Origin of the sequence: Agromyces sp. S2-1-8, assembly GCF_021129215.1 — a bacterium.
In the GTDB taxonomy this organism is placed as follows: Bacteria; Actinomycetota; Actinomycetes; order Actinomycetales; family Microbacteriaceae; genus Agromyces; species Agromyces chromiiresistens.
Genome location: NZ_JAJOLP010000001.1, coordinates 1,095,526 through 1,122,177, shown reverse-complemented (window position 1 = coordinate 1,122,177; position 26,652 = coordinate 1,095,526). Strand labels below are relative to the sequence as shown.

Below are 26,652 nucleotides of genomic sequence, written 5' to 3'. Positions count from 1 at the left end.
TCGGCGAGTCGTCCGGCCTCAGGGCGCACGAGCGCGCGCCGCTCCGGGTTCCCGCTCGCCCGGTGCGACGAGTCGCCGGAAGATGCGGCTGAGCGAGTCGCGAAGGGCACTTCTCGGCGACTCGACCCCTGAGACCGGAGGCGGTGACTCGCCCTGTGGATGACGGGCGACGTCCGTGGTCCAGGTGCGTCAGAGTGTCGGAATGCCTCGCGTGCCGCTCCCCGACGAGCTGGGTCGTCGCGCGTTCACGACGGCGGAAGGCGTTCGCTCGGGGCTCGGCACCGGACGCCTTCGCGGGCCCGACCTGCTGCGGCCCTTCCACGGAGTCCGGACGGTCGCCGAGGCATCCGATACGGTGGCTCGCTGCCGCACCTACCTGCCCCGGCTGAGGCCAGGGCAGTTCTTCAGCCACGACACGGCCGCCCGGCTCTGGGGCGTCCCGCTGCCGACGCGGTTCGACCCGACCGCGCCGCTGCACGTCTCCACGTTCGCTCCGCGGCGACCCCCGCGTACGCGCGGCGTGATCGGCCACGAGCTCGGGCCCGACCGCGCGACGATCGTCGTCCGCGGTGGCCTTCCCGTGACCGACGCGGCCTCGACCTGGCTGCAGCTCGCCGGGGTCCTCGCACTCGACGACCTCGTCGCCGCCGGCGATCACCTCGTGCTCGACCCGGCCGTCCTCGATCCACTCGATCTGCGCCCGTTCCTGTCGCTCGACGAACTGGTCGAAGCCGCGCAAGAGTTCCGCGGGCGCGGGAGCCGCCTCGCGACCGAAGCCGCACCGCTCGTGAGAGTCGGCGCCGAGTCGCGGCCCGAGACACTGGTGCGACTCCTGCTCGCACGTCCTGGACTGCCCGAACCGGTCGTGAACCATGTCGTCACGGCCGTCGACGGTCGCTTCATCGCCCGTGTGGACCTCGCGTACCCCGAACTGCGCATCGCCATCGAGTACGACGGCGACCAGCATCGCACCAGCACCCAGCAGTACGAGCACGACATCGCTCGGTTCGACCGACTGCACGAGGCGGGATGGCTCGTGGTGCGCGTCCGATCGCACGGGCTGTTCCGCGACCCGGCCGATACGGTCGCGCGGGTCGCGCGTGCACTCGCCGCACGCTCGCGCTGAACTCGACCGATCCGACGCCACGCCCAGACACGCGAGTCGCCAGGAAGTGCGCCCGAACGCGCTGCAAGCAGCATCTTCCGGCGACTCGCCTCCCCAAAGCGGGCCGGGCGCACCCACCCGCGCTCGAGTCGCCTGAGCGCGCGCGAGCGAAGGGTGCGGCACACTGGGCGGATGCCGCAGCCGACGCCGCCCGAACTCCACGCCCGCCTCGCCGAGATCTTCGCGGCGCGCGACCGGGCCCACATGCAGCCCACGATCGACGCGTTCCTCGCCGTCCTCGTGGAGCATCCCGATGAACCCGAGGTGCTCTACGAGGTGGGCGGCGCCTACGACACGGCCGGCGAAGAGCAGACCGCGGCCGGCTACTACGAGCAGGCGATGGCCGCCGGGCTCGACGGCGACGCGCTGCGCCGCTGCCTGCTGCAGTACGGCAGCACGCTGCGAAACCTCGGCCGGCTCGACGAGTCACTCGCAGTGCTCGAGCGGGCACGCGACGCGTTCCCCGAGTCCGACTCGCTGAAGGTGTGGCACGCGACGAGCCTGCACGCGGCCGGCCGGCACGACGCCGCCTTCGCGATCATGCTCGAGCTCGTCGCCGACCGCGTGCGCACCGATGAGCTCCTGCGCTACGAGGCCTCCCTCCGCGGCAACGCGGCCTACCTCGCCGAGCGCGACGAGCGGCACTGAGCGGGCCGACGGGCCGCCCGACGCCGGGACGGCTGACGACGGCGGCGGCGGCCGGCCCCGGGTTCGGGACCGGCCGCCGCCGGATCGTACGTCGAGCACGCAGTACCTCAGAACGACGCGGGGATGACTCCGGTGTCGGTCTGGTACGCGGTCACCGGCGCGTGCGGGATCTCGTCCCATCGGGCCGGGTCCTCCTGGGGCACCTCGCCGGTCGCCATGCCCGTCAGCAGCTCCCGCAGCGCGAGCACGTTCTGCTGGATCGACTTGCCGCGCGCCTTCTGGCCGAGGCTGCCGTCGGAGGTGTTGCCGCTCGTCTCGAAGAAGATCGCGGGGTTGCTGTGCCCCTCGGGGTTCAGCCCGTCGTGGTTCAGCCCGAGCATCATCGCCGAGACCACGCCGCCCTTGATGTCGATCTCGACACCGCGTCCGACGTCGTAGCGGTCGATGTTGATGTACCCGTACTTCGAGAGCTCGTCGAAGACGTGCACCTGCATCTGACGGGTGAGCACGTCGTAGGCGCCGCCCTGGATGCCGGGCAGCGTGGGCCCGCCGGGTGCGAGCGAGACGCCGAGCGACAGGGTGACCTCGTCGCCGTCGCCGCGCTCGGTCTTGAGTCCCTGGTGGTGGACGTCGACGGCGAAGGCCGGGTCGACCATCGTCCAGTACTCGTAATAGGCCTCCGACTCGGCGGCCTCGAACTTGCCGACACCCCAGTCGCGGTTGAGGTCGATCCGCTTGTTCGTGCCGTCCTGCAGCACCGTGTGGCGGATGTTCAGCTCCGATCCGTCGGGGTTGTACATCGGGATGACGTGGAACGTGTACGCGTCGCGCAGCAGTTCCCACTGGGGCGAGCCGTTGGTGCCGAGCTCCTTGAGCACCGCGAGCAGCGACTCGGTGCCGTAGGGCTCGTTGCCGTGGATGCGGCCCTGCAGCCACACGTTCTCGGGGCCGTCGCCGACGGTCGCGACGTAGAGGGCGCGCCCCGTCTCGGAGGTGTTCACCGCGGTGCCGGCCTCGGCCAGGGTGAAGGCGTCGAGCCCGAAGCGCGAGGTGGCCTCGAGCTTCTCGAGCTCGGCGACGAGGTCGGCGTAGTCGACGATGCTCGAGATGTTGGTGTTGCCCTCGGGCGACGGGAAGTTCGCGTCGGCGAGGGCGGGTGCGCCGGCCGTGAGCGGGGCGGCGAGTGCGAGGGCGGCTGCTGCGGCGAGCGCGACCCCCCTCGGGCGACGGTGCTGAGTCTTCGGGTCGTTGGTCATGTGCTTCTCCTCGTCGAGATGGCATGGCGCGAATGCGACACGAATCCGAGGATGGATCCGTCACGACCGTCCCCCCAGACGTATGGGCAGCCTACGGAGGGGACGTGGCACGGCTCAAGAGCCGGGCGTCCAGATTGTTCAACGATTCCGGCCCGTTCGTCCCCCGCGCTCAGCGGTACTCGGGGTTCTCGTCGTACGGGTCGACCTCGAACCCGTAGTGGTCGCCCCCGTCCCACTCCGAGCGCAGGTTGCCGCCGACCGGGAACCCGCCGGCGTCCTTCAGCAGCCGCGCGAGGTGCAGCAGGTTGTAGGTCATGAACGTGGTGTTGCGGTTCGTGAAGTCGTTCTCGGGGCCGCCCGACCCGGGGTCGAGGTAGCTCGGGCCGGGCCCGGCCTCGCCGATCCAGCCCGCGTCGGCGCCCGGCGGGATCGCGTAGCCCACGTGCTGCAGGCTGTAGAGGATGTCCATCGCGCAGTGCTTGATGCCGTCTTCGTTGCCGGTGATGACCGCCCCGCCGACCTTGCCGTAGTACACGTACTGGCCGCGATCGTTGAAGAGCCCGCTCATCGAGTAGATGCGCTCGATGAACTTCTTCGTGATCGACGAGTTGTCGCCGAGCCAGATCGGCCCGCCCACCACGAGGATGTCGGCGGCGTCGACGAGCGGCCAGACCTCGTCGGGCCACGCGTCGGTCGCCCAGCCGTGCTCGCGCATGTCGGGGTAGACCCCGGTCGCGACATCCAGGTCGACGAATCGCAGGGCGTCGACGCGCACGCCGTGCTCGCGCATGAGCGCGATGCTCGCGTCCATGAGCCCCTGGGTGTTGCTCACCTCGGGACTTCGCTTGAGCGTGCAGTTCACGAAGAGGGCTCGCAGGTCGCTGAAATCCGGCAGCTCGGCCATGCGCGAGATGGTACTCGGGCGCGGCGGGTGCCGACAGGGGGCGGATGCCTCGTGGCGACGCCGCCCGCCTCGACGGCGCCGCCCGAACGGTTCAGTGCCGCGCGAGCAGCTCCTCCTGCGTCGGCCGCTCGTCGGCGCCGCTGCGCCGCGGCCAGAGCGAGACGGCCCGCTCGGCCATGGCGGTGATCGTGAGGGAGGGGTTCACGCCCGGGTTCGCGGGCACCGCGGCGCCGTCGACGACGTGCAGCCCCGGGTAGCCCCAGACCCGGTGGTACCGGTCGACGACCCCCTGGTCTGGCGAGCCCGACACGACGGCTCCGCCCAGGAAGTGCGCCGTCAGCGGGATGCCGAACACCTCGGGCCAGGAGCCGCGCGCCTCGGCGTGCACACCGCTCGCCGACGCGACCCGCGCCGCGATGGCCTGTGCGGCGAGATGCGCGCCGGGCAGGTGGCTCGGGTTGGGGTCGCCCTCGCCCTGGGCGCTCGTGAGCACCCGTCGCCCGAAGCGTCGCCGCAGCGACAGGGTGAGCGAGTTGTCGGCGGTCTGCATGACGAGGGCGATGATGCCGCGTTCGCTCCACCGGCGCAGCGAGCCGAGCCGCAGCGCGGTGACGGGATGCCGGAGCATCCCGCCGACGAGCGAGCCGAGTCGGGCGAGGAGCGATCGGTCACCCGGAACGAGCCCGGTCGCGAGCATGCCCATGAGATTCGAGCCGGGTCCGTAGCGCACGTTCTCGACATGGGTGCGCTCGTCGACGTGGAACGACGTCGTGATGGCGACGCCGCGGGCGAGCTCGAGTTCCTCCGGCACCGCGATCGCGACGGCGCCGTCGAGCGCCTCGGAGTTCGTGCGCGTGAGCCGGCCCAGCGCATCGGGGAGTGCGGGCAGGGCGCCCGAGTCCTTCATCCGGTGCAGCAGCTGCTGCGTGCCCCAGGTGCCGGCCGCGAACACGACCTGCTCGGCGCTGACCGTGCGACGGTCGCGGGCGAGCCACGCTCCGCTGCGCACGGTCGTCACCTCGTAGCCGCCGCCCGCGCGCGGCCGCACCTCGACGACCGTGCGGAGCGGCTCGATCGTCGCCCCGAGCCGCTCGGCGAGCGCGAGGTAGTTCTTCGCGAGGGTGTTCTTCGCGCCGACCCGGCAGCCGACCATGCAGTTGCCGCACAGCGTGCAGCCCGTGCGGTCGGGGCCGTCGCCGCCGAAGAACGGATCGGGCACCGTCTCGCCGGGCGCGCCGAAGAACACCCCGACGGGTGCCCGGCGGAAGGTGTCGCCGACGCCGAGGTCGTTCGCCGCCCCCTCCATGATCCGCTCGACGGGGCCCGAGTGCGGGTACTGCTCGACGACGCCGAGCATGCGCTTCGCGGTGGCGTAGTGGGGGGCGAGCTCGTCGTGCCAGTCGCCGAGGGCCGCCCACTGCGGATCGGCGAAGAACGCCGGGCCGGGCTCGTAGAGCGTGTTCGCGTAGTTGAGCGATCCGCCGCCGACGCCCGCACCGGCGAGGATCATGACGTGGGGCAGCCGGTGGATGCGCTGCACCCCGAAGCATCCGATCGCGGGCGCCCAGAGGTAGCGGCGAACGTTCCACGAGGTCTTCGCGAAGTCGGTGTCGGCGAAGCGGCGTCCTGCTTCGTAGACGTGCACGCGATAGCCCTTCGCCGAGAGGCGCAGCGCCGCGACCGAGCCGCCGAAGCCCGATCCGATGACGACGACGTCGTGGTCGAAGGCGGTCATGCGGAGGCCTCGGGCGCATCGTCCGACGGTACGAGCACCGTGAGCGCGCCGGGCACCACCCGGATGCGCGCGCGGCCGGTTCCGACCCGCTCGCCGTCGGCGTAGACGACGAGCCCGGGGGCGTCGACGTCGACGGTCGCGACGCGCGAGGTCGTCACCTCGGGCCGGTCGACGTGCACGCCGCGCAGCAGCAGCGGGAACAGGCGCACGAGCTTCGCCCGGCCGAGCGGTCCGACGTGGGTGACGTCGAGCAGGCCGTCGGCCGGGTCGGCGTCGGGGCACACGGGCATGCCCCCGCCGTAGCTGCGCGTGCTGCCGACGGCGATGAGCGTGCCGGGCGCCGGTCGTGGCGCGGCGCCGTCGAGGCCGAGCTCGAAGGCGGTCGGCCGCAGGCGGGCGAGCTCGATGAGCAGGGCGAGGTAGTACCTCGCGCGACCGCGCGGCCAGCGCAACCGATTGGTGCGTTCGGCGACGTGCGCGTCGAAGCCGATCGCCGCGACCGTGAGGAACCGGCGGATGCCCGCCGTCGACTCGATCTCGCCGACGTCGATCGTGCGCGGACGGCCGTGCACGGCGAGTTCGGCGGCGTCGGCCGCCGCGTCGGATGCCTCGAAGGGCAGCCCGAGCGCGCGGGCGAGATCGTTGCCGGTGCCGGCCGGCACGAGCGCGATCGGCACGCCCGAGCCCACGACCGCGTCGAGCACCGACGAGAGCGTGCCGTCGCCGCCGACGATGACGAGCGCCCGGGGGCGGCTCGCCACCGCCTCGTGCGCGAGCCGGCGGGTGTCGTCGACCGAGCGGCCTCGGTGCACTCGGACCTCCGTGGCGAGCTGTTCGAGGCGCTCGACGGCCCGAGCGGCGGCATCGGCCCCTCGGCCCCGGCCGGAGGTCGGGTTCACGAGCACCGAGATGTGGTCGGCCACGTCAGGCGATCCCGGTCGACGGGCGGGCGGCGGATGCGGCATCCGTCGACGCACGCTCGACGAGCGCCCCGGGGTTCATGATGCCGGCGGGGTCGAGCTCCGCCTTCACCGCCCGCAGGATGCGCATTCCGACTGCGCCGACCTCGCGTTCGAGCCACGGCGCGTGATCGCGACCCACGCCGTGATGATGGCTGATCGTGCCGCCGCCGGCCATGATCGCATCGTTGACCGCGGCCTTCACGGGCTGCCAGGCCGCGAGCTGGTCGCCCTTCAGGCCCGCGATGATCGTGAAGTAGAGCGCGGCGCCCGTCGGGTAGACGTGCGAGACGTGGCAGAGCACGAGCGACTTCGCGCCGGCGGCGGTGAAGCCGTCGGTGATGGCGGCGGTGACCTCGCGCTTCAGCCGCGCGAGGTTCGACCAGGTCGTCGCCGTCTCGAGGGTCTCGCAGAAGACGCCGTGGTCGAGCAGCGCGTCGCGCAGGTACGGGGCGTTGAAGCGCCCGTGCACCCATTCCTCCGCCGCATCCGGGCCGGTCGACGTACCGCCGGCCTCGCGCAGCACCGTCGCCGTGCGCGCCCGTCGTTCGGCGGCGAGCTCGGCATCGCCCTCGAAGACGGTGACCGCGCTCGCGCCCTTCGCGAGCGCCTTGCCGATGCGTCCCACCTGGGCGAGCGCGATCCCCGTCTCGGCCTCGTCGGAGAGCCGGATGACGGTGGGGCCGGTGCCGAGCTGCGCGACCCGGCGCAGGGCGTCGACGCCGGTCGCGAAGTCGGGGAAGGTCCACGCCTCGGCGAGTCGCACCGCGGGCACCGGGTGCACGCGCAGCCGCACCTCGGTGATGACGCCGAACGCGCCCTCGGAGCCCAGGAAGAGTCGCAGCAGGTCGGGTCCGGCGGCCGATCCGGGCGCGCGGCCGAGCTCGAGCTCGCCGGTCGGGGTCGCGACGCGGAGCCCCGTCACCATCGTGTCGAAGCGGCCGTTGCCGGCGGAGTTCTGGCCCGACGATCGGGCGGCGGCGAAGCCGCCGAGCGTCGCGTACCTGAAGCTCTGCGGGAAGTGGCCCAGCTCGAAGCCCCTCGCGCCCAGCAACGCCTCGGCCTCGGGACCGGTCGTGCCGGCGAGGAGCACCGCTTCGCCGCTCGTCTCGTCGAGGGAGACGAGCCCGGTCAGGCGCCGCAGGTCGAGGGCGACGACCGCACGGTGCGCGCCGCGTTCTGGGTCGAGGCCCCCGACGACGCTCGTGCCGCCGCCGAAGGGCACGACGGCGATGCCGCGCTCGCCCGCGACGTTCAGCACGGCGGCGACCTGCGCGTGATCGGCGGGGGCGACGACCGCGTCGGGCGTGTCCTGGTGTCGTGCGCGGCGGCGCAGCAGGTCTGGCGTCGAGCGTCCGCCCGAGTGCCGGATGCGCGCCTCGTCGTCGATCGAGACGTGCCGGTCGCCGACCACGGCCGCGAGCACGGCCCGGTCGTCGTCGCCGAGCCGCGTCGGGGCGATCTCGACGTCTGCCAGCGCCGTCGCCGGTTCGGGCTTCCGCACCCGCCCGAGCACCATCGGCAGGAGGGCCCGCACCGCGAGCGGCAGCTCCTTCGCCTTGGCAGGATCGCCCCACCCGTTCCACCGCATCGGGGCGGATGCCGCGTCGGGGGCTGCGGCGAGGGTGCTGTCGTCGTCATCGACCATGCGTTACAGTGTGACACATCATGGAAGATCGTCAAGCACTCGAGCTCGACCGTCCCGTGTGGGACGAGGCCGAGTCGCGCATGCTCGACGCCGCCGCCGAACTGATCTCCGCACGCGGCGTCGGCGGGGTCACCGTCGCCGAGGTCGCGCGCAACGCCGGCGTCAGCCGGCCGACGGTCTACCGGCGCTGGGCGAGCGCCGACGAGATCGTCCGCGCGACCCTGCTCCGCGCGACCGTGACGCTCATCGAGCGGTTCCCCGAGCCCGCGACGTCCCGTGACGAGATCGTGCGCGACGTGCTCCGCTTCGCCGAGCTGTTCCGCGCCGACCCGCTGTACGGCCGCCTCCTCGAGCGCGAGCCCGAGGTGTTCACCCGGTACACGCTGCAGCGCCTCGGCCAGAGCCAGCGCGTGATCCTGCGGTGGATCGCCGAGTCGATCGCCCTCGCCCAGCAGGCCGGCACCGTGCGCCCGGGGGCCCCCGGCGACATCGCGGTCATGCTGCTGCTCATCGCCCAGTCGGCGATCCTCTCGCACGACACCGTCTCCGCCCTCATCGACGAGCCGCATTGGAGCAACGAACTTTGGCACGCACTCGACGGACATCTGCGTCCCTGACCTCCTCCCCCGACGCGGCGCCGACGCACTCCTCAGCACTCGATGCCGCACGACGCGCCCGCGACCTCTCGGCGCTCGCCGACCGCGCCGCACCGGTCGACGTGCTCGTCATCGGCGGCGGGGTCACCGGTGCGGGCGTCGCACTCGACGCCGCCAGCCGCGGCCTCTCCGTCGTGCTCGCAGAGGCGCACGACCTCGCGTTCGGCACGAGCCGGTGGAGCTCGAAGCTCGTCCACGGCGGACTGCGCTACCTCGCGACGGGCGACGTCGCCGTCGCTCGTGAGAGCGCCGTCGAACGCCACCTGCTGATGACGCGCGTCGCCCCGCACCTCGTGCGGAGCCTCCCCCAGCTGCTGCCGTTCACCCCGTCGGTCTCGTCGAGGCAGCGGATGACGGGACGCGTCGGGCTCGGCCTCGGCGACGGCCTGCGCATGCTCGCGCACACGCCCGCGAGCGTGCTGGCGCACCCGCGTCGCATCGATCGCGACGAGGCGCTGCGACTCGCGCCGGCGTTGCGACGCGAGGGTCTGCGGGGCGGCATGCTCTCGCACGACGGACAGCTCGTCGACGACGCCCGGCTCGTCGTCGCACTCGCGCGCACCTCGGCCGCGTACGGCGCGACGGTGCTGACGCGGGTGCGGGTCTCGGATGCCGCGGCCGACGGGGCGAGGCTCGTCGACGCGGTGACGGGCGAGTCGGTGCGGGTGCGTGCCCGGGCCGTCGTCAACGCCGCGGGCGTCTGGGCGGGAGAGCTCGACCCCGGCATCCGCATGCGGCCGAGCCGCGGCACGCACCTCGTGCTCGATGCGGCCGCGCTCGGCGACCCCACGGCGGCGCTCACCGTGCCGCACCCCGGGTCGGTCAGCCGATTCGTGTTCGCGCTGCCGCAGCAGCTGGGTCGGGTCGTCGTCGGCCTCACCGATGAGGAGGCGCCGGGACCGATCCCCGACGTGCCGCAGCCGCATGACGACGAGATCGACTTCCTGCTGCGCACGCTCTCGTCCGCGCTCGAGCGCCCGCTCGGCCGGGACGACGTGCTCGGCGCCTTCGCGGGGCTGCGCCCGCTCATCGACACCGGAGCCGACGGCGGCACCGCCGACATCTCGCGCCGTCACCACGTGGCCGTGTCGGGCACGGGACTCGTGAACGTGCTCGGCGGCAAGCTCACGACCTACCGGGCGATGGCGCGCGACGCGGTCGACCTCGCCTGCCGGCACGCCGGCCTCGTCGACCCCGGTTGCCGCACCGCGGGGCTCGCGCTCGTCGGTGCGCGCGGATCGGCGGCGCCGTTCGCGAGCCCGGCCGACGGCGGGGGCTCATCGGCGAGCGGTCACGAACTCCCGGCATCGCTCACGGCCCGCTTCGGCGCCGAGGCCTTCACCGTGCTCGCCATGGCCCGTTGCGACCGACCCGCCGACCGCATCGCACCGGGCCTCGACGTCACCCGCGCGGAGATCGAGTTCGCCGTGCGCGCCGAGGGCGCTCTCGACGTCGACGACGTGCTCGACCGCCGCACCCGCATCGGCCTCGTCGCCGCCGACCGCGACCGCGCGCACGACGCGGTCGCGGAGCTCGTCGCCGAGGCCGCTGCACGGCTCGCCTGAGACGCCGACGGGCCGGATGCCTCACCACGAGGCATCCGGCCCGTCGCCCTGTTCGGCGCCCCTCGCGTCAGCCGAGGTCGAACGCCTGCACCTCCGCGAGCTGCAGCCGGTAGTACCCGAGGCGTCCCTCGTCGGTCGTCGGCCGGCCGAGCTCGGTCACGGCGATCCGCACGTGGCGCGCCTGCACGGTGTCGAACCGGTAGGTCTGGGGCCGCGGGCCGGGGTCGGCCTGGCCGGTGACCTCCTTCACCGTGGTCCAGGCCTGGCCGTCGTCGCTCACCTGCAGCGCGAACGCCTTCGGGAAGTGCGCCCCGTCGGTGCCGTCGGCCGCGGGGTCGTCGGCCGTGGCGGTGCGCGGGTAGACGACCACGGTGTTCAGGGCCGTCGCCTCGCCGAGGTCGAACGCGACCCACTGGTCGACGCCCGTCGGCGACCGGTCGGGGCCGTTCGAGGTGTAGCCCTTCGCGCCGCCCGCGAGGCTCTCGCGCTTGCCGTCGACGAGGTTCGCCGTGCTCCACGCGGGTGCCGACTGCAGGCTCGTGCGCGCCGTCGCGGCGGCGCCCGCGAGCACGTTCTCGGCGGCGTCGAGGCCGGGCGTCGCGGGCATCACCCAGACGTCGGCGATCGACGGGTCGTAGCCGCCGTCGACGTCCTGGAAGCGGAGCCGCACCGTGCCGTCGGCGGTCGCGTCGGAGGGCTCGACCAGGAACTGGAAGGTCATCGTGCCGGCCCCGCCCGCGGTGCGGGCGTAGCGCTGCTCGAAGACGGTCGCCCCGTCGGCGGACACGTCGTACGTCTTCTGGCGCGCGCCGTCGAACGTCTCGACCGCCCGCACGACGAACGGCTCGCCGGCCGGCACGGCGACGTCGAACTCGAACCATCCGCCCGGGTACGAGGTGTGCGTGTAGCGACGGGTGAGGCCCGCCTCGCTCGAGGTGCCCGAGTGCTCCGAGGCGGTGAGGCCGTGCGAGCGCTCCGACTGGGCGAGGCCGAGGTCGACGTGATCGACGACGACCGCGGGGGCGTTCGAGAGCCCGACGGCGAGCGTCGCCGCGCGACGCTCCTCCGCGGTCTGCCCGACCGACGCGGTGAGCGCGACGTCGCCCGCGGTGACCGTGTACGGCACGGTCACCTCGACGTTCGACGCGGCGGATGCCTCGGCGGGCAGGTCGAACGCCGCGGTCGCGTCGCTCCACCCGTCGGGGCCTTCGATCCGGACCGTGCCCGTGCGGTCGTCGTCGCTCAGGTTGGCGAGGTCGACCGTCACCGCGACGACGTCACCGGGGTGCGCCGTTGCGGGCTCGATCGTGACGTCCTGCACGAGGACCGGCGCAGCGACCACGAGCTCGGCGTCGACGGGGATCTCGACGTCGGTGCCCTCGTACCGGTAGTTCAGCGATCCCGTGAGGCCGTAGCGGCCGGGAGCGGTGTCGGCGGGCACCGCCACGACGAAGTCGAACGTGGCGTCGGCACCGGGCGAGAGCTGCGGGAGGGTCCGTCCGCCGTCGGCGGTGACGGTGAAGCCGTCGTCGGAGACGAGTTCTGCCGCGACCCGGCCGAGCTTCTTGCCGCCCGCGACCTCGACGGCGATGCTCGCCGTCGCCTCGTCGCCGGGGAACACGCCGTCGGCGGGCACCGTCAGCGAGACCTCGGCGCCGGCGAGCGCGGCGCACGCCTGCGTCAGCTTCGCCGCGGCGGGATCGAGGACGGCCCGAAGCGCGTCGGCGGTCTCCGCCGGCAGCGCCCCGTGGTCGACCTCGCGGTCGAGGTACGCCGAGATCGTCTGGATCGTGCTCAGCGTCTTGTGCGCCGCGGCCGCGGTGCGGAGGTCGCGGTCGCGGCCCCGCTCGTCGCCGACGTACGAGTCCCACGCCTTGCCGGCGCGCTCGGCGAAGGTCGCCGCGAACTCGCCGAGCGCCTCGGCCTGCTCGGCCGAGAGCGAGCCGGCCTCGTCGAGGGCAGAGACCTGGTCGCCGAACGCCGTCGCCGCGTCGCGCGTGTCGCCGAGGCGGCCGAGCGTCGCGTCCTGCGCGAACTCGTACTCGCCCGATCCGACGGTGAACACGGCGACCCCGTCGGCGTACCGCGAGAACTCGACGCCCCGCGCCGACGCCGCGGGGACGCCGCCCTCCGTGACCGCCCAGCGGCTCGTCGTCGGGATGCGGATCTCGGCCGTCGTGTTCGCCGGCACCGTGACGTCGAGGCGCATCGTGCCCGAGGCATCCGTTCGCCAGTCGGAGACGACCGTGCCGTACGGCGTCTCGAGCGAGTAGTCGACCCGGTCGATGCCCTCGCCCGGCTGCGGCGCGACGAGCACCTTGCGATACCCGGGCTCGAGTGCCGAGACACCGGCCATGGTGCGGTACATCCACTCGCCGACCGCGCCGTAGGCGTAGTGGTTGAACGAGTTCATCTCCACCGGGCCGAACGAGCCGTCGGGCATGATCGAGTTCCAGCGCTCCCAGATGGTGGTCGCGCCCTTGCCGATCTCGTAGCCCCACGACGGGTAGTCGGTGTTCTGCAGCAGGGTGTAGGCGATGTCGGTGCGGCCGATCTTCGTGAGCGCCGGCAGCAGCCCGTCGACGCCGAGGAAGCCCGTCGAGAGGTGGTTGCCGCGACGCGCGAGCGTCTCCTCGAACTGGGTCGCGACGGCCTCGTCGAGCCCGTCGGGGATCAGGTCGTTCATGATCGTCAGGATGTACGCGGTCTGCGAGTCGCCGCGCACCGTGCCGTCGGCCGACACGAACGCCGTGCCGTAGGCCGCCTTGATCGCCTCGTAGCGGTCGAAGTACGCCTGCGCGACGTCGTCGTGCCCGAGCGCCTGCGCCATCTCGGCGAACTCGCGAGTGCCCTTGGCGAGGAAGGCGGTGTCGATCACCGTGGCCGGGGTGTCGTCGTCGAGGTTCAGCCAGTCGTTGTACCCGCCCACGTTGCGGATGTGACCGACCGCGCTCGCGTCGAGGTAGTCGACGTAGCGCTTCATCGAGTCGTAGCTGTCGGCGAGCACCTGGGTGTCGCCGTAGGCCTTCCAGATCGAGTACGGCACGTGCACGCCCGCGTCGGCCCAGCCGGCCCGTCCGTACCCGCCGTCGAAGCGGCCGGGGATGATCGGGGCGACGCCGGGGAAGGAGCCCTCGGCGTTCTGGGTGTCGCGCAGGTCCTGCAGCCACTTCGTCAGGAACAGCTGCGAGTCCATGTTGTAGTTCGCGGTGTTCGCGAACACGTTGATGTCACCGGTCCAGCCCATGCGCTCGTCGCGTGCGGGCGTGTCGGTCGGGATCGAGAGGAAGTTGCCGCGCTGGCCCCACAGGATGTTGCTCTGCAGCTGGTTCACGAGCGGCGACGACGTCTCGAGCGAGGCGGTCGGAGCGTTGTCGCTGCCGACGACCACGCCCGTGATGCCGTCGGCGGGCGGCGCCTCGTCGACGCCGGTGATCTCGACGTAGCGGAAGCCGTGGAAGGTGAACTTCGGCTCCCACGTCGCCGTGCCGTCCTCGGCGAAGGTGTAGTAGTCGGTCGCCTTCGCGCTGCGGAAGTTCGCGGTGTAGAGCGAGCCGTCGGGGTTCAGCACCTCGGCGACGCGGATGCGCACCGTCTGTCCGGCCTCGCCCGTGAGCTTCACCCGCACGTGGCCGACCATGTTCTGCTCGAGGTCGTAGACGTGCACGCCGTCGGCGGGGCTCGGCAGGGCCTTCGCGTCGAGCTCGTCGACGACCCGCACCGGCGGCGCCGTCTGGGGCTCGAGCTTCGCCGTGGCCGACGGGCGCACGACCGCGTCGGACCAGTCGCCGTCGTCGTAGCCCGCCTCGGCCCAGTCGCCGACCTCGGCCGCGCGACGCGCGTCGTAGGCCTCGCCGTCGAGGAGGTCGGCCGAGGTCGTCGGGCCGTTCGTGGTGCGCCAGTCGTCGCCGGTCGCGATCACCTCCTCCGAGCCGTCGGTGTAGCGGACGCGGAGCTGGGCGATGAGCGACGTGTCGCTGCCGTAGATCGAGTCGCCGAACATCGCGACCCGGCCGGCGTACCAGCCGTTCGCGACCTCGGCCCCGAAGGCGTTGTCGCCCTCGGCCACGAGATCGGTGACGTCGTAGCTCTGGTACTGGATGCGCGTGTTGTAGTCGGTCCAGCCGGGCGCGAGCTCCTGGTCGCCCACGGGCTCGCCGTTGAGCTGGAGCTCGTAGAGGCCGCGGGCGGCGGCGTAGACGCGGGCCGAGGCGACCTCCTTGTCGACGTCGAACTCGGTGCGCAGCAGCGGAACGTCGGCCCCGTACGCGTACCAGGCGTCGGTGTCGCCCGAGACGACGAGGTCGCCGCCCTTGAGCGTGCCGCCCGTGAAGGTGCGGTCGTTCGCCGGGAAGTCGGTCTCGAGCAGCACGTCGCCCGTCTTCGAGGTGACCTTCACGGCCGAGACGGTGCCGGTCTCGGCGCCGCTCGTGCGGAAGCCGACGAGCCCGGCGGCGGTGTGGGTCGGGACGGTGCGGGTGTCGAGCACCGCGCCGTCGACCTTCGTCGTGATCGTCGTGCCGTCGACGGTGATCGCGTAGTCGTGCTTCGCCGCGAAGTCGAAGCCCGCGGGGAACGGCGTCGCCGAGAGCACCGTGTAGCCGCCGTTCGACTTCACGTGCGGGCGGAGCGACTTCGAGCTCTCGCTGAGCTGCCACATGTACGCGTTCGAGCCGTCGCGGCCGCGGAAGTAGACGCCGAGCGCGCCCGAGACCTTCGAGGCGGTGAACGTCATCGTCGAGTCGGTCCACCCGGCGGGGATCGAGGTGTCGGCCCCGATCCAGTCGGCGCCCTGCCACTCGTCGAGCGAGGCGAGCGCGGTCTCGAAGCGGGCGGGCTCGCTCCAGTCGGTGGCGCGTCCCGCGCCGTCCCACACCCGGACCTGCCAGGCGTAGCGGGTGGCGCCCTCGAGGTCGGGGCCGCCGTAGGGCACCTCGACCGAGGCGCCCGATTCGACGCGGCCGCTGTCCCACACGTCGGGCGAGTCGAGCGCGGCCTTGCTGGTGGCGACGCGCACCTGGTACGCCGACTGGGTGACGCCGCGGCCGGCCGAGGCGAGCTGCCAGCTCAGCTTCGGGGCCGCGAGCGGGATGCCCAGTGGGGATTTCGCCGAGTTGGTCTCGAGCCCGCCGACGGTCACGGACGGCGCCTGCGACGCCGCCGCGAAGGCGGCCGTCGGTGCGGCCGAGATGACTGACGCGAACACGGTGCCGGCGACGAGTACGCCCGTCGCTGCATTGCGGAGTTTGGATCGCACGCGTTTCTCCTCATTGATGAAACGTTTCAATCGATTGCTGACAGTCGGAGCCTATCCACCGCGCCGACGAGCGGTCAACCCCTCGGCCGATGAGCGGTCAACCCTCGGTCGTCGAGCGGTCAACCCCTCGGTCGTCGAGCGCCGCCGCGAAGGGGGGCGCGACACCGGTCCGGGCCGCGGCACGCCACGGACGCCCCGGGGCCGGAAGCGAGCGGGCGCGGCGACGGGCCGGACCCCTCCGCGGGAGGCATCCGGCCCGTCGACCTCGCTACGCCGCCGCGCCTTCCTCGGCCGCGACCGCGTAGGCCGCGCGCAGCACCTGGCCGAGGCCCGCGTCGACGCTCGTCCAGTACTGGAAGAAGCGCTCGCGGATCTCGTCGACCGTGATCGCCTGCGCCTGGCCGAGCAGGGTCACGTGCAGGCGCTCCTTCGCCTCGGCCGAGTACACGTCGCGGTAGAGCGTGCCGGCCTGGCCGAAGTCGCCGTCGTCGGCGCGCAGCGTGTACGCGGTGCGCACGAGCTCGCCGTCGCCCTCCCACGAACCCTCGCCCGCGGCCGACGCGTCGGCGGTCGGCCCGCCGAACGAGTTCGGCGCGTACACCGGCACGTTCGGCGCGTTGTAGTGGTGACGCTGCGCGCCGTCCTGCGAGTAGTTCGCGACGGGCGCGGCATGCGGCGCGTTCACCGGCAGCTGGTTGTAGTTCGTGCCGACCCGGTAGCGCTGCGCGTCGGGGTAGCTGAACACGCGCGCCATCAGCATCTTGTCGGGGCTGATGCCGATGCCCGGCACCGTGTTGGCCGGCGAGAACGCCGCCTGCTCGATCTCGGCGAAGAAGTTCTGCGGGTTGCGATCGAGCGTGAGCGTGCCGACCTCGATGAGCGGGTAGTCGGCGTGCGGCCAGACCTTCGTGAGGTCGAACGGGTTGAACCGGTACGTCTTCGCGTCCTCGTAGGGCATGACCTGCACGTGCAGGTCCCACTTCGGGTGGTTGCCGGCCTCGATCGCCTCGTGCAGGTCGCGGCGGTAGTAGTCGGCGTCGGCACCGGCGATGGCCTCGGCCTGTGCGGCATCGAGGTGCAGGTCGCCCTGCCGCGAACGGAAGTGGTACTTCACCCAGAACCGCTCGCCCTCGGCGTTGATCCACTGGTACGTGTGCGATCCGAAGCCGTGCATCTCGCGCCACGACTTCGGCAGCCCGCGGTCGCCCATGAGGTATGTGACCTGGTGGGCCGACTCGGGCGAGAGGGTCCAGAAGTCCCACTGCATGTCGGAGTTGCGCAGCCCCGAGCCGGGCAGCCGCTTCTGCGAGTGGATGAAGTCGGGGAACTTGATCGCGTCGCGGATGAAGAACACGGGCGTGTTGTTGCCCACGATGTCGTAGTTGCCCTCGGGCGTGTAGAACTTCACCGAGAAGCCGCGCACGTCGCGCCAGGTGTCGGGCGAGCCCTGCTCCCCCGCGACCGACGAGAAGCGCAGCAGCGTCTCGACGCTCGCCCCGGGCTGGAACAGCGCCGCACGGGTGTACCGCGAGACATCCGCCGTCACCTCGAACCGGCCGAACGCGCCGCCGCCCTTCGCGTGCACGATGCGCTCGGGGATGCGCTCGCGGTTGAACTGCGCGAGCTTCTCGACGAGGTAGCGGTCGTGCAGCACCGTCGCGCCGTCGGCGCCGACGGTGAGCGAGTGCGCGTCGCTCGCGACCGGGGTGCCGGTCTGGGTGGTGGTGTGGTTCGTCATGCGTTCGTCCTTCACTTCGTTCGGTTTCGTTCGGTGACGAGCCGCGCCGGGGCACGGCGACGAGCGCCCCGCGGGGGCGCGCTCGTCCTCCGCCGGGCAGGGCCGGCGGAAGCAGGGGTCGGATGCCGCGGGCTAGGCCGCCGGCTCCGATCGGCAGTCGGCGCAGAGGCCCCAGAAGGTGACCTCGGCGGTGTGGATCGCGAAGCCGCGCGCGTCGCCCGGCTCGAGGCAGGGCGGTTCGCCGACGACGCAGTCGACGTCGGCGACGGTGTGGCACTTCGTGCACACGAGGTGGTGGTGGTTGTCGCCCGTGCGCCCCTCGTAGAGCGCGGGCGAGCCGGCTGGCTCGATGCGGCGCACGAGCCCGGCGCCGGCGAGCGCGGCGAGCACGCCGTAGACGGCCTGCAGCGAGGTCGTCGGCAGCGTCTGCCGCACCCGCTCGTAGACGGACTCGGCGTCGAGGTGCCCGGGGCTCGAGAGCGTCTCGAGCACCGCGGTGCGCGGCGCCGTCACCTTGAGGCCCGCGGCGCGGAGTCGCTCGGGTGCCGCCGCCGTGTCCATGCCATCAGGCTAGCAGTTGTCTTGAATGAATCAAGACAACTCGCGGCACTTCCCTCGGGACGCGCAGTGAAGCAGGATGAATGCCACGCGCGGTCGACGGCGACCGGCGCGCAGGATCGAAGGAGATCGCATGACCCGGAGCGCCCACCCCGACGTCGACATCCCCGATGTCTCCGTGTTCGACTTCCTGTTCGGCGATCTCGACGAGGCGCGGCTCGACGCGGTGGCCCTCATCGACGGCACGAGCGGGCAGACCACGAGCTACCGGCAGCTCGTGCGCCAGATCGAGCTGTTCGCCGGCGCCCTCGCGGAGCGCGGCATCGGGGTCGGCGACACCGTCGGCGTGCTCTGCCCGAACGTGCCCGCGTTCGCGACCGTGTTCCACGGCATCCTGCGGGCGGGCGCCACGGCGACCACGATCAACTCCCTCTACACGCCCGCCGAGATCGAGAACCAGCTGCGCGACGCCGGCGCCCGCTGGATCGTGACCGTCGGCCCGCTGCTGCCGGGGGTGCTCGCCGCCGCAGAGCGGCTCGTCATCCCCGACGAGCAGGTCATCGTGCTCGAGGGCGCACCGGGGCATCCCTCGCTCGCCGAGCTCCTGGGCGAGGGGCGCCCCGCGCCCGACGTGAGCTTCGACCCCGCCACGCACCTCGCCGTGCTGCCGTACTCGTCGGGCACGACCGGTCGCCCGAAGGGCGTCATGCTGACGCATCGCAACCTCGTCGCGAACGTCGCGCAGTGCAGCGCCACGATCGCACTCACCGACGGCGACCGGGTGCTCGCGGTGCTGCCGTTCTTCCACATCTACGGCATGACCGTGCTGCTCAACTTCGCGCTCCGGCAGCGGGCGAGCCTCGTCACGATGCCGAAGTTCGACCTCGCCGAGTTCCTGCGCGTGGTGAGCGAGCACCGCACCACCTGGGTCTTCATCGCCCCGCCGATCGCTGTGGCCCTCGCGAAGCATCCCCTCGTCGACCAGTACGACCTCTCGAGCGTGAAGGTCGTGTTCTCCGGAGCCGCGCCGCTCGACGGCGCCCTCGCCGAGCTCGTCGCCCAGCGCCTCGACTGCATCGTGTGCCAGGGCTACGGCATGACCGAGACGAGCCCCGTGACGCACGTCATCCCCGTCGACCGCCCCGACCTCGACCGCTCGACGATCGGCGTGCTGCTCGCGAACACCGAGGCCCGCATCGTCGACGTCGAGACCGGCGAGGATGTCGCGGTGCCGGCGTCCCCCGACGAGGCGAGCGAGCCGGGCGAGATCTGGATCAGGGGTCCGCAGGTGATGGCGGGCTACCTCGGAAAGCCCGACGCGACCGCCGAGATGCTCGACGCCGACGGCTGGCTGCACACCGGCGACATCGCGACCGTCACCGTCGACGGCGTCTACCGCATCGTCGACCGGCTCAAGGAGCTCATCAAGTACAAGGGCTACCAGGTCGCCCCGGCCGTGCTCGAGGCCGTGCTGCTCGAGCACCCGGCCATCGCCGACGCCGCCGTCATCGGCGTGCTCGACGACGACGGGCAGGAGGTGCCGAAGGCGTTCGTCGTGCTGCAGCAGGGCGCCTCGCTCGACGCCTCGGGAGTGATGGAGCACGTCGCCGCGCACGTCGCCCCGCACGAGAAGGTGCGCGTCGTCGAGTTCATCGAGCAGGTCCCGAAGTCGGCGTCGGGCAAGATCCTCCGCAAGGACCTGCGGGCCCGCGAGGCGGCCGCGGCAGCAGGGTGACGGCGCTCAGTACTGCAGCAGGCTGAACACCTCGAGGCCGGACGGAAGCGCCGCGCGGCCGCCCAGGTCGGCGAGCTCGATCGCGACGGAGACGCCGGCCACGCGCCATCCCGCCCGTTCGACGAGGCGCGCCGCCGCGCCCACCGTGCCGCCCGTCGCGAGCACGTCGTCGACGACGAGCACCCGGGTGCCGGGCGGCAGCTCGCCGACGTGCACCTCGAGCGCGGCGGTGCCGTACTCGAGCGCGTACTCCTCGGTGAGCACCGCGCGCGGCAGCTTGCCGGCCTTGCGCACCGGCAGCACGCCGACGCCCGCGGCCACCGACGCGGCCGCCGCGAGCAGGAACCCGCGCGCCTCGACCCCGGCGAGCACGTCGAACGTGCCGGCGAACGGCGCCGTCAGCGCCTCGGCGAGCGCATGGAACGCCTCGCCGTCGGCGAAGACGGGGGTGAGGTCGCGGAACAGCACGCCCGGCTCGGGGAAGTCGGGGATCACGGCGAGACGCGACTCGACGAGGGCACGGGTTTCGGGCTCGTTCACCGTGGCAGCCTACTCCGGCCGGGCTGCGCGCCCGCCCGACGTCAAACCTTCGACGGATGCCGCGGGGCCCGCGCGCTTGCGAACATGGAAGCATCCCGACCTCTGGAGCCACGACCGCATGACCACCTCCCCCGCCACGAGCGCGACCGCCGCCGTCACCGCACCGACGAGCCGGCTCACGCCGAAGCGCCTGTACCGCCTGCTCGCCTTCGCCGAGGTCGTCACCTGGACGATCCTGATCGTCGCGATGATCCTGAAGTACGCGGCGGGCCTCGAGTGGGCGGTGCTCGTCGGCGGGTCGATCCACGGCTTCGTGTTCCTCGCCTACGCGTTCCAGTCGGTGCTCGTCGGCGTCAACCAGCGGTGGAACGTCGGTCGCATCGCCTTCGCCGTGCTGACCGCGATCGTGCCCTACGCGACCGTGCCGTTCGACCTGTGGCTCGTGCGCAAGGGCTACCTCGAGGGCGACTGGCGGTTCGAGGCGACCGATCACCCCGCCGACGGCAACTGGGTGAACGGGCTGCTGCGCTGGTTCCTCGCCCGGCCGCTGCTGCTCACGGTCGTCGCGGTCGTCGGCATCGCCGCGCTCTTCGCCGCGCTGCTCATGATCGGTCCGCCCAAGGTCGGCTGACTCCGTACCGCTCTGGTCGGTCGGCTCGCGAGTCGCCAGGAAGTGCGCTTCGTCGAGCGACGAGGAGCACTTTTCGGCGACTCGCGTCGTGTCGACCGGAGGATGATGGACGCATGCCCATCCTCAACAAGGACATGCAGGTCTGCATCTCGCTCGCCGGCCGCCCGTCGAACCTCGGCACGCGCTTCCACAACTTCCTCTACGACGAGCTCGGCCTGAACTTCATCTACAAGGCGTTCACGACCGACGACATCGAGGGCGCGGTGCGGGGCATCCGGGCGCTCGGACTCCGCGGCGCGAGCATCTCGATGCCGTTCAAGGAGGCCGTCATCCCGCTCATCGACGTCGTCGAGCCGTCGGCGGCGGCGATCGAGTCGGTGAACACGATCGTCAACGACGGCGGGGTGCTCACGGGGTCGAACACCGACTTCGAGGCGATCGCCCAGCTGATCGCCGACCACGGGCTCGACCCTTCGCTGCGCGTGCTCGTGCGCGGATCGGGCGGCATGGCCAAGGCGGTCGTCGCGGCGTTCCGCGAGGCCGGGTTCGAGCAGCTCACGGTACTCGCCCGCAACGCGGAGCTCGGCCCGGTGCTCGCCGCGCAGTACGGCTACGAGTGGGTCGCGACCGACCCGGGGCCGGGCGCGTTCGACGTCATCGTGAACGTCACGCCACTGGGCATGCAGGGGGCGGATGCCTCGACGCTCGCGTTCTCGGAGGCCCATATCGCCGCGGCATCCGTCGTGTTCGACGTCGTGGCGTTCCCGGCCGAGACGCCGCTCATCGTCGCCGCCCGCGCGGCTGGCAGGACCGTCATCTCGGGCGCCGAGGTGCACGCACTGCAGGCGGCGCGCCAGTTCGAGCGCTACACGGGCGTGCCGATCACCCGCGAGCAGATCGCCCGCGCCGCGGCGTTCTCGCGCGCGGAGTAGTCGCCGACCTCGGGGCCGGCACCCCGCCACCGCTCCTCGACGACCGGAAGCTGCTCAGCGGTGGACGCGATTGACGAGCGCCGTCCAGATGAGCGCGATCGTCGAGCACGAGAGCAGGGCGACGAAGACCCACGGCAGCGCCGCGAGGCCGATCACGCCGAACAGGGCGGCGCCGAGCAGCGCACCGCCGCCGATGCCGGTGTTGAACGCCGTCGTGTAGAACGAGGCCGCGGCGTCGCGGATCTTGGCCGACGCCGAGTGCAGCAGTCGCGTGTTCAGCATCGTCGGCAGGGCGCCGAACGCCGTGCCCCACAGCAGGAAGCTCGCGATGCCGACCCCGGGCACGTCGGGGAACGCCGCGAGCCCCGCCGCACCGAGCCCCGTCGCGACCATGGCGACCACGAGACCGAGCGTCGGGCGACGCCCGAGCACCGCGCCCGCGAGCACGAGGCCGACCGCGCCCGCGATGCCGTACGCCAGGAGCATGGGGCTGATCGCGCTCGACGGCAGCCCCATGACGTCGGTCATGTAGGGCGCGATGTACGTGTAGAACGTGTACATGCCGACCATCGCGACCGCCGTGATGAGGCACACCACGATGACGGGCACGAACGTCGGGTCCTTGCGGATGCGCACGGGCGCGGCATCCGCCTCGCCAGCATGATGCCGCACCGGCGGCAGGAACCGCTGCACGAGCAGGGCGCCGACGAGGGTGAGCACACCGACGCACGCGAACGCGAGCCGCCAGCCGAAGGCCTGGCCGAGTGCGGTGCCGAGCGGCACGCCGAGCACGAACGCCGCCGAACCGCCGGCGACGCTGATCGACACCGCGCGGGCCAGTTGCTCCTTGGGCACGAGATGGCCGGCGTAGGCGCCGACGACCGACCAGAACAGGCCGTGCGCGGCACCGCCGAGCACGCGGGTCGCGACGACCGTCGGGTAGTTCGGCGCGACCGCGGTGAGCAGGCAGCTGAGCGCCAGCACGCCGAGCGTGAGCACGATGAGCGTGCGGCGGGGCACGCGCCTCGTGAGCGCGGCGAGCGGCACGGTGAGCACGACGACGGTCGCGGCGAACACCGTGACCAGTACGCCGATGAGCGGCTCGCCGACCTGCAGGCCGCTGCTCATGTCGGGCAGGAGACCGGTCGGGAGCATCTCGATCGTGACCGAGAGGAACACGGCCGCGGCGAGCACGATGAGCCCGAGCCACGGGAACGGCGGCGCGGGGGTACGGCTGACGGGGGTTGACGACGTCATTGGAGGAGTCCTGAAGCGGATGGCGTCCCGAGGGCGGCGGGCGGGGCTCCGCGAATGCCGGCGGCGGGTCGACTGCGCGCTGATGGGCGCGCCCAGGGCCGTCGGGAACCGACGACCGAGACCATCTTACGTGGCGGGTGCGCGGCAGCGTTCGAGCGGCCGTCGGGAACCGACGACCGAGACCACCTTGCGTGGCGGGTGCGCGGCAGCGTTCGAGCGGCCGTCGGGAACCGACGACCAGGACCATCTTACGTGGCGGGTGCGCGGCAGCGTTCGAGCGGCCGTCGGGAACCGACGACCGAGACCACCTTGCGTGGCGGCGCTCGCCGCCTGACGTGGCGGCGCTCGTCGCGCGGGTCAGTTGCGGAGGGCCGGGGAACCGACGTGGCGCGCCGCACCCGACGCGCGCAGTGCCGAGACGGCAGCGGCGCGGTCGACGCGGGCGATGCCCTCACCGAGCTCGTCGAGCAGTTGTGCGAGCCGTTCCCCCGCATGGACGGCGCCGTCGGTCGTCCGATCGCCGCGCCGCACGAGACCCGTGAGCGCTCGCACCTCGATCGCCGAAGCGCCCTGGGCGCGAGCGACCGCGACCGCCTCCTCGAGCAGTTCGTCGATCTCGGCCACGACGCCCCGCTCCGGGTGGCCCCGAGCGGACGCGACCAGGATCTCGGCGCGGGCGCGCAGCAGTTCCGCGTGGTACCAGCGATCCCCGGTCGAGGCGACCGCGCTGAGCGCCTCGTCGATCGTGGCGTCGGCGCGCTCGTGGTCGCCCGCGAGCGCCGCGGTCTCGGCCGCGACCGCGAGATGGTACGGCCGCCCGAATCCCATGCCGCCGGCCATCAGGTGTTCGGCGGGATGCGCCGTCTCGCGCGCGCCCGACCGCGCGCCCGGGCCCGGAGGGCGCGCCCACCCGTCGAAGAGCGCGGCGACCGAGCGCCATCGCGAATGCTCGTCGAGCTCGGCCACCGCGGCGAGCTGGGCCGCGTACTGGCGCACCCGGGCTCGCTCGCCGCGCAACTGGTGCACCGCGATGACGGGCCAGAGGCTCCGGCAAACGATTCCTGGTGCGCCCGACTCCCGGGCGACGCGCAACCCGTCGAGGGCCAGCGCCCTGGCGTCGTCGGCTCGGCCGACCAGCCAGCTCGCGAGCGCGGCCGTGGACCGATCGACGACGACCGCCTCCGGGCGGTCGGAGCCACCGGGGAACCCTGCGCCCGCCGCTTCGGGCCGCGAGACGACGGCGAGCGCGAGCGCCGGCGACCCTTCGGCGAGCAACGTGAGTGCCCGCGCATCGGCGAGCTGCGTCGCGAGCACCGCGTCGTCGACGTCGGCGACGGCGACCTCGAAGTCGACGAACAGGGCGCCGGCCGCCACCAGGTCGCCGCGCATGAACGCGAGGCTCCACAACACGTGCCGGGCGCGGGCGACGAGCATCGGATCGTCGGCCGACCCGCAGAGCACCTCGACCTCGGCGAGCGAATCCCCCAGGTCCTCGGCCGACGGCCCGTGCTCGCCGAGCAGCGCGGCGATGAGCTGCAGGTGCAGCCGTAGCCTGACGGCGGCCGGTACGCCGGCACCGGCACCCGCGGCGAGTCGGATGCCTCGGCCGGCGTACTCGCGGGCGCGGCGCGTGTCGAGTGCACGATGCGCCGCTTCGGCGGCGCGCGCGTACTGCTCGGCGGCCCGGTCGGGCTGGCGGCCGAGCTCGTAGTGCTCGGCCGCGGTGCCGGCCAGCGATCCCGGCGTCGCGCGCGCCGTCAGCCGCTCCGCGATCGCCCGGTGCACCGCGATGCGCGCCGCCGCGCCCAGCCGGGCGTCGAGTACGTCACGGGCGAGGCGATGGGCGAACCGGTAGCACGCGTCGACCGATCCGTCGGGCCAGACGATCGGCTCGGTCTCGACGATGACCCCGGTGTTCGCGGCGGTCCGTGCCAGCGCGCGGCCGACGTCGGTTTCGCCGGCCACGCCGGCCGCGTCGCCCCCGTCGTCATCCGCGCCCTCGCCGTCGGCGAGCACGGCGAGCGCGGCCGCGGCCTCGGTGACCGAGCACTCCACGCCCACGGCCGCGGCCGCCAGCAGCACGCGGCGATCCCCGGCGGGCAGGCGATCGAGGCGATCGGCGATGAGGCGTTCGACCGCGACCGGCACCTCGGCCGTGGCGAGCTGGGCCGTCGTCATCGGCGAGCCTCCGCTCGCATCGACGCCGTCGGTCTCGACGAGCCGGGCGACGAGTGCCGACACGAACATCGCATTCCCCTCGGAGCGGTCGAGCACCGCCGCGACGACCTCGGGCCCGGGCGGACGCCGGCGCTCCGACCGGGCCAGCAGGCTCGCCACGGCCGAGGCGTCGAGCGGTCCGAGCTCGAGGTGCTCGGCACGCCTGAGTGCCACGAGGCGGCCGACGACGTCGGCCAGTTCGCCGCCTCCCGGCACCTCCTCACCCCGATAGGTGGCGATCAGGAGCAGTCGCGCACGGGACGCCCGGTCGGCGAGGTGGGCGACGAGCTCGACGGTCGCGTCGTCGCCGGCGTGCAGGTCTTCGATGACGATGACGACGGGGGCGACGGCCGACATCGCGTCGAACGCCGCCGCCGCCTCGCGCATCATGCGGCCGATCGACCGGTCCACGGCGCGACGGCGCAGGCGTTCGACGGCGGCCGGCTCGATGAGCTCCGGCAGCTGCAGCAGCCAGGTCGGGGCGGTCCGCCACAGGATCTCGCGGAAGCTCGCGCCGCCCGGTCCGCGGCAGATCGCCGAGATGGCGTCGAGGAACGGCTGGAACGGCAGCGCCGGCCCGGACGCCTCCGACGACGGCGTCGCGCAGCGCCCCTCGCCGAGCACCTGTCGCTCCGGGAGGAGCCTCGCGACGAACTCGCGGACGAGCGTCGTCTTGCCCGCACCCGCCTCGCCCGCCACGAAGCCGACGACCCGGTCGCCCGCGGTCGCGGCCGACCGCCACGCGGCGAGCTCGCCCAGTTCCGGCTCCCGTCCGACCGGCCCCGGCCCGCCGCGCCCCTCGCGCCGCGGCGCGGTCGTCACCGGCGCCCCGAACCGGTACCCGCGCCGGTGCACGGTCGCCACGTAGTGCGGGTCGTCGGCGCGCTCCCCGAGCAGTCTCCGGAGCTCGGCGACGCAGACGGCGATCGACTCGTCGCCCGTGGCGCCGTCCCACACCTCGTCGATGAGCTCCGCCTTCGTGACGAGTCCGCCGGCGCGCTCGAGCAGGGCGGTGAGCACCGCCGCCGTCTTCGGACGGAGGTGCAGCTCCCCGCCCGCGAGGCGGGCGGTGCGCGCCCTGCCGCCGTCGAGCACGAGCGTCCCGGTGGCGGGCTCGAAGCGATGACCGTCGAAGAAGTACGCGTCGGGCGCGACGAAGGCGGCCGAACCACCCGATCGCCCGGTCATGCGACACCCTTGTTCATCCACTCGGAATCCCATCGGCGTCGCCGCACGCGTCGACGACGCCGT

General features: G+C 72.9%; 18 protein-coding genes. 7 read left to right on the top strand and 11 right to left on the bottom strand.

Translation table 11 applies throughout. The features are described 5' to 3' along the window. Positions 1–202: 202 nt before the first annotated feature. Both LR269_RS05085 and LR269_RS05080 read left to right on the top strand, forming a co-directional pair. On the top strand, positions 203–1,126 hold the full coding sequence (locus tag LR269_RS05085) for an endonuclease domain-containing protein (protein WP_231429685.1): 924 nt from the start codon (positions 203–205) through the stop codon (positions 1,124–1,126). Positions 1,127–1,297: 171 nt separating this feature from the next. Then, on the top strand, positions 1,298–1,813 hold the full coding sequence (locus LR269_RS05080) for a tetratricopeptide repeat protein (protein ID WP_231429684.1): 516 nt from the start codon (positions 1,298–1,300) through the stop codon (positions 1,811–1,813). 107 nt (positions 1,814–1,920) lie between these two features. Here the strand turns inward: LR269_RS05080 and LR269_RS05075 are convergent, their stop codons facing one another. The 5 genes from LR269_RS05075 to LR269_RS05055 form a co-directional block, all read right to left on the bottom strand. Continuing rightward, positions 1,921–3,069 carry a M14 family zinc carboxypeptidase gene (locus tag LR269_RS05075; RefSeq protein ID WP_231429683.1) on the bottom strand — a complete coding sequence of 383 codons (1,149 nt, stop codon included), beginning with the start codon at positions 3,067–3,069 and terminating at the stop codon, positions 1,921–1,923. A gap of 169 nt (positions 3,070–3,238) precedes the next feature. Continuing rightward, on the bottom strand, positions 3,239–3,973 hold the full coding sequence (locus LR269_RS05070; RefSeq protein WP_231429682.1) for a flavodoxin family protein: 735 nt from the start codon (positions 3,971–3,973) through the stop codon (positions 3,239–3,241). A gap of 91 nt (positions 3,974–4,064) precedes the next feature. Continuing rightward, a complete protein-coding gene (locus LR269_RS05065; protein ID WP_231429681.1) occupies positions 4,065–5,708 on the bottom strand; it encodes a GMC oxidoreductase in 1,644 nt (547 codons plus the stop codon). Then, on the bottom strand, positions 5,705–6,631 hold the full coding sequence (locus LR269_RS05060; RefSeq protein ID WP_231429680.1) for a diacylglycerol kinase: 927 nt from the start codon (positions 6,629–6,631) through the stop codon (positions 5,705–5,707). Before LR269_RS05060 ends, LR269_RS05065 begins: the two co-directional genes overlap by 4 nt. Position 6,632: 1 nt before the next feature. After that, a complete protein-coding gene (locus LR269_RS05055) occupies positions 6,633–8,315 on the bottom strand; it encodes an FAD-binding oxidoreductase (RefSeq protein WP_231429679.1) in 1,683 nt (560 codons plus the stop codon). A gap of 20 nt (positions 8,316–8,335) precedes the next feature. Here LR269_RS05055 and LR269_RS05050 point away from each other — a divergent pair, with 20 nt between their 5' ends. Both LR269_RS05050 and LR269_RS05045 read left to right on the top strand, forming a co-directional pair. Further along, complete coding sequence (locus LR269_RS05050) at positions 8,336–8,932, top strand: TetR/AcrR family transcriptional regulator (RefSeq protein ID WP_231429678.1); 597 nt, start codon at positions 8,336–8,338, stop codon at positions 8,930–8,932. Continuing rightward, a complete protein-coding gene (locus tag LR269_RS05045) occupies positions 8,899–10,536 on the top strand; it encodes a glycerol-3-phosphate dehydrogenase/oxidase (protein ID WP_231429677.1) in 1,638 nt (545 codons plus the stop codon). Before LR269_RS05050 ends, LR269_RS05045 begins: the two co-directional genes overlap by 34 nt. Positions 10,537–10,603: 67 nt before the next feature. Here LR269_RS05045 and LR269_RS05040 read toward each other — a convergent pair whose 3' ends face one another. From LR269_RS05040 to LR269_RS05030, 3 genes are all read right to left on the bottom strand, one after another. Further along, positions 10,604–15,793, bottom strand: coding sequence for a family 78 glycoside hydrolase catalytic domain (locus LR269_RS05040; RefSeq protein ID WP_231429676.1), 5,190 nt, complete (start codon positions 15,791–15,793; stop codon positions 10,604–10,606). 268 nt (positions 15,794–16,061) lie between these two features. Continuing rightward, complete coding sequence (locus tag LR269_RS05035; RefSeq protein ID WP_231429675.1) at positions 16,062–17,531, bottom strand: catalase; 1,470 nt, start codon at positions 17,529–17,531, stop codon at positions 16,062–16,064. Positions 17,532–17,663: 132 nt separating this feature from the next. After that, positions 17,664–18,092, bottom strand: coding sequence for a Fur family transcriptional regulator (locus tag LR269_RS05030; RefSeq protein ID WP_231429674.1), 429 nt, complete (start codon positions 18,090–18,092; stop codon positions 17,664–17,666). Positions 18,093–18,222: 130 nt separating this feature from the next. Between LR269_RS05030 and LR269_RS05025 the strand changes: the two genes are divergently transcribed. Next, positions 18,223–19,824, top strand: coding sequence for an AMP-binding protein (locus LR269_RS05025; RefSeq protein ID WP_231429673.1), 1,602 nt, complete (start codon positions 18,223–18,225; stop codon positions 19,822–19,824). A 6-nt stretch (positions 19,825–19,830) separates the two neighbouring features. Here the strand turns inward: LR269_RS05025 and LR269_RS05020 are convergent, their stop codons facing one another. Next, a complete protein-coding gene (locus tag LR269_RS05020; RefSeq protein WP_231429672.1) occupies positions 19,831–20,364 on the bottom strand; it encodes an adenine phosphoribosyltransferase in 534 nt (177 codons plus the stop codon). Positions 20,365–20,482: 118 nt separating this feature from the next. Between LR269_RS05020 and LR269_RS05015 the strand changes: the two genes are divergently transcribed. Both LR269_RS05015 and LR269_RS05010 read left to right on the top strand, forming a co-directional pair. After that, entirely contained in the window at positions 20,483–20,995 is a 513-nt protein-coding gene (locus tag LR269_RS05015) for a DUF3817 domain-containing protein (RefSeq protein WP_231429671.1), read from the top strand. A gap of 113 nt (positions 20,996–21,108) precedes the next feature. Beyond that, on the top strand, positions 21,109–21,927 hold the full coding sequence (locus LR269_RS05010; RefSeq protein ID WP_231429670.1) for a shikimate 5-dehydrogenase: 819 nt from the start codon (positions 21,109–21,111) through the stop codon (positions 21,925–21,927). 54 nt (positions 21,928–21,981) lie between these two features. Here LR269_RS05010 and LR269_RS05005 read toward each other — a convergent pair whose 3' ends face one another. Further along, positions 21,982–23,184, bottom strand: coding sequence for an MFS transporter (locus tag LR269_RS05005; protein WP_231429669.1), 1,203 nt, complete (start codon positions 23,182–23,184; stop codon positions 21,982–21,984). Positions 23,185–23,541: 357 nt separating this feature from the next. Next, a complete protein-coding gene (locus LR269_RS05000) occupies positions 23,542–26,589 on the bottom strand; it encodes an AAA family ATPase (protein ID WP_231429668.1) in 3,048 nt (1,015 codons plus the stop codon). Between the last annotated feature and the right edge of the window lie 63 nt (positions 26,590–26,652).

Excerpts from the sequence above, each read along its gene's own strand:
- LR269_RS05005 (WP_231429669.1), bottom strand. The coding sequence starts at position 23,184 with ATGACGTCGTCAACCCCCGTCAGCCGTACCCCCGCGCCGCCGTTCCCG.
- LR269_RS05055 (WP_231429679.1), bottom strand. The coding sequence starts at position 8,315 with ATGGTCGATGACGACGACAGCACCCTCGCCGCAGCCCCCGACGCGGCA.
- LR269_RS05075 (WP_231429683.1), bottom strand. The coding sequence starts at position 3,069 with ATGACCAACGACCCGAAGACTCAGCACCGTCGCCCGAGGGGGGTCGCG.
- LR269_RS05025 (WP_231429673.1), top strand. The coding sequence starts at position 18,223 with ATGACCCGGAGCGCCCACCCCGACGTCGACATCCCCGATGTCTCCGTG.
- LR269_RS05030 (WP_231429674.1), bottom strand. The coding sequence starts at position 18,092 with ATGGACACGGCGGCGGCACCCGAGCGACTCCGCGCCGCGGGCCTCAAG.
- LR269_RS05015 (WP_231429671.1), top strand. The coding sequence starts at position 20,483 with ATGACCACCTCCCCCGCCACGAGCGCGACCGCCGCCGTCACCGCACCG.
- LR269_RS05085 (WP_231429685.1), top strand. The coding sequence starts at position 203 with ATGCCTCGCGTGCCGCTCCCCGACGAGCTGGGTCGTCGCGCGTTCACG.
- LR269_RS05050 (WP_231429678.1), top strand. The coding sequence starts at position 8,336 with ATGGAAGATCGTCAAGCACTCGAGCTCGACCGTCCCGTGTGGGACGAG.
- LR269_RS05010 (WP_231429670.1), top strand. The coding sequence starts at position 21,109 with ATGCCCATCCTCAACAAGGACATGCAGGTCTGCATCTCGCTCGCCGGC.
- LR269_RS05065 (WP_231429681.1), bottom strand. The coding sequence starts at position 5,708 with ATGACCGCCTTCGACCACGACGTCGTCGTCATCGGATCGGGCTTCGGC.
- LR269_RS05070 (WP_231429682.1), bottom strand. The coding sequence starts at position 3,973 with ATGGCCGAGCTGCCGGATTTCAGCGACCTGCGAGCCCTCTTCGTGAAC.
- LR269_RS05000 (WP_231429668.1), bottom strand. The coding sequence starts at position 26,589 with ATGACCGGGCGATCGGGTGGTTCGGCCGCCTTCGTCGCGCCCGACGCG.
- LR269_RS05080 (WP_231429684.1), top strand. The coding sequence starts at position 1,298 with ATGCCGCAGCCGACGCCGCCCGAACTCCACGCCCGCCTCGCCGAGATC.
- LR269_RS05035 (WP_231429675.1), bottom strand. The coding sequence starts at position 17,531 with ATGACGAACCACACCACCACCCAGACCGGCACCCCGGTCGCGAGCGAC.